This is a genomic window from Muriicola sp. (genome assembly GCF_041567615.1).
Lineage (GTDB): Bacteria > Bacteroidota > Bacteroidia > Flavobacteriales > Flavobacteriaceae > Muriicola.
Genome location: NZ_JBFGBM010000245.1, coordinates 1 through 3,004 on the forward strand (window position 1 = coordinate 1; position 3,004 = coordinate 3,004).

Annotated in this window: 2 protein-coding genes; one reads left to right on the forward strand and one right to left on the reverse strand. The window is 49.8% G+C overall.

The features are described from left to right. Positions 1 to 88: 88 nt before the first annotated feature. Complete coding sequence (locus tag ABYP73_RS12570) at positions 89 to 1,321, reverse strand: HD domain-containing protein (RefSeq protein WP_372974560.1); 1,233 nt, start codon at positions 1,319 to 1,321, stop codon at positions 89 to 91. A gap of 33 nt (positions 1,322 to 1,354) precedes the next feature. Between ABYP73_RS12570 and ABYP73_RS12575 the strand changes: the two genes are divergently transcribed. Next, positions 1,355 to 2,899, forward strand: a complete 1,545-nt coding sequence (locus tag ABYP73_RS12575; RefSeq protein WP_372974561.1) for a response regulator — start codon at positions 1,355 to 1,357, stop codon at positions 2,897 to 2,899. The last annotated feature ends 105 nt before the right edge of the window (positions 2,900 to 3,004 follow it).

The window sequence follows — 3,004 nt, forward strand, 5'->3', positions numbered from 1 at the left end:
CTTCAAGGATGCCTGCTATCTGACTTGCTGTGAATTTCAAAAGCTAACTTTTAGGTCTAGGGATTTGATCGCACAAAAGTAAGAAAAATTACGAAACGCCCTTCTTGGGATAACAGATATAATGCTTGGTCACAGTTTTGGAGAGGGCGTCCAGATTGAGATGGTCTGAGGCCTTTGCCACATCGACGGTACGGGAGTTTCCCATCAGGATGTGTATGTTCTCCTTTTCATGGTTGTAGGCCCGGTTTTCAATAGTGCCTGAGAAAATAAAATAGTCGGCCTCCCCGGCATTGAGACCCAGGTCTTCTGTTAGATCTTCCCTCATCCTGGCCATTTTTTTATCTCCTATGGGTTTGTCCTTCACCTTCACCTTTAAAAGTTCCCGGTTGAGGATCATCTTGCTGAGTTCGGAGAGGACGAAATCGGCGTGATGCTGCCAGGCCTTTAAAGCCGACAATACATCTACATCGTCCAGGGATGAAAAGCGCTGCAACATATCCTTGTTAAAGGTTTCCCTGCTGACCCGGTTCACCAGGAAATACTTCAAGGCTGCGCTTCCCGGCAGGTCGATGCCTCCCGAACTCAATTCCCTGGCCCGCCTGAGAACCCTGATGAGCAATTGCTCTGCCACGATCCCCGTCTTGTGCAGATATACCTGCCAGTACATAAATCGCCTCGCCATCAGGAACTTTTCGACAGAATAGATGCCTTTCTCCTCGATCACCAATGACCCGTCTACTACGTTGAGCATGGTGATCAGGCGCTCTGCATTGATATTGCCCTCGGCAACCCCCGTGTAGAAGCTATCGCGCTTCAGGTAATCGAGGCGGTCCATATCGAGCTGGCTGGAAACCAGCTGGTTGAGGAATTTCTTGGGATAGGTCCCCTTAAAGATCTCGATAGCGCAGGACAATTCACCCTTGAACTCTTCATTGAGGTGCTGCATAAACCGGAGGGACAGTTCCTCATGGGAGATGCCGTCTACCAGGCTGTGTTCCATGGCATGGGAAAAGGGCCCGTGTCCTATATCGTGCAGCAAGATGGCGCTCAGGAGACCGTCGGACTCCTTTTCAGTGATCTCTACCTTCTTGTATCTCAGCACCTGAATAGCCTGTTGCATCAGGTGCATGCTGCCCAGGGCGTGATGAAAACGCGTGTGATGAGCCCCGGGAAAGACCAGATAAGACATGCCCATCTGGGAGATCCTTCGCAGGCGCTGGAAATAAGGATGGGAAATGAGATTGAAAAGCCTGTTGGAGGGAATTCTAATAAATCCGTAAATTGGATCGTTAAATAACTTCAGCTTCCTGGTGGTGGCCAATTTTCTGCAATTTAAGGGGTAAAGATACGCTAAATGAGCACGATTACAATACTTTGGGTGGATGACGAGATCGATATGCTGAAACCCCATATCCTGTTCCTCGAAGAGAAAAAATACCGGGTAGTTACCTGCAAAAGCGGTCAGGATGCCCTGGAAGAACTGGACGACAACCAGTTCGACATTGTCTTCCTGGATGAGAATATGCCGGGCCTGTCAGGACTCGATACATTGAACGAAATAAAGAACAGGAAACCTGCCCTGCCCGTGGTCATGATTACCCGGAGCGAGGAGGAAACCATTATGGAAGAGGCCATAGGCTCCAAGATCGCCGATTACCTGATAAAACCGGTCAACCCTAACCAGATCCTGCTCTCCCTCAAAAAGACCCTGGAGCATTCCCGTCTTATCTCGGAAAAAACGACTTCTAATTACCAGCAGGAATTCAGGAAGATCTCCATGGACCTGTCTATGGTGAACACCTTTGAGGAGTGGGCCGACCTCTACCGGAAACTGATCTCCTGGGAGCTGCGGCTTGAAGAGATAGAGGATTCCGGAATGTTTGAGATCCTGGAATCCCAGAAGATTGAGGCAAACAACCAGTTCGGCAAATTTGTAGACCGCCACTACCCCGACTGGTTTGGCAAGGGGGAAGGCCCCGTGATGTCTCACACCCTGTTCCGGGAATGGGTAAAACCCGAACTGGAAGGGCAGCAGACCCTGCTGGTGGTCATTGACAACCTGAGGTACGACCAGTGGGTGTCCTTTGAGGATGTGCTCTCCCCTTTCTATAAAAAAGTGAAGGAACAACCCTATTACAGCATCCTGCCCACGGCCACCCAATACGCCAGAAATGCCATTTTCTCAGGTCTGATGCCCCTGGATATGGAAAAGAAATACCCCCAGTGGTGGAAGAATGACACGGATGAGGGCGGCAAGAACCTGTTCGAAGACAAATTCCTGGAAGCCCAGTTAAAACGCCTGGGGCTGAACCTGGAATGGGAGTATTTTAAGATCAGTAGCTTGAAACAGGGCAAGCAACTGGTCCAGAACTTCAACAGCCAGAAGAAAAATGACCTCACGGTCATCGTCTACAATTTTGTCGACATGCTTTCCCATGCCAAGACAGAGATGGACGTGATCAAGGAGCTGGCCTCCAACGACAAGGCCTACCGTTCCCTCACCCAGAGCTGGTTCAAGAATTCGCCCTTGCTGGAGATCATCCAAAAGGCGCGTAGCCTGGGGATGAAACTGATCATCACCACAGACCACGGCACCATCAATGTAAAGCAGCCTTCTAAGGTCATAGGCGATCGGGACACCAGTCTCAACCTGAGGTACAAGACCGGCAGGAGCCTTTCATACGAGGCCAAAGACGTGCTTGAAGCAAAGGACCCTTCGGAGATCTTCCTCCCCAGCATCACCATGAGCAGCTCTTTTATCTTTGCCAGGAACGACCTCTTCTTTGCCTATCCCAATAACTACAACCACTACGTGAGTTATTACAGGAATACCTACCAGCACGGGGGCGTCTCCCTGGAGGAGATGATCATTCCGTTCGTGGTTCTAATGCCTCGATAGGGTTCATTAATATTTAAGGTAAGAACCTCCGAGAACCTCGGTAACGGCATCTTCCGTACCCACACAAAGGGAAATATTCAGATTTAGCACAAAGTGATTCCGGTA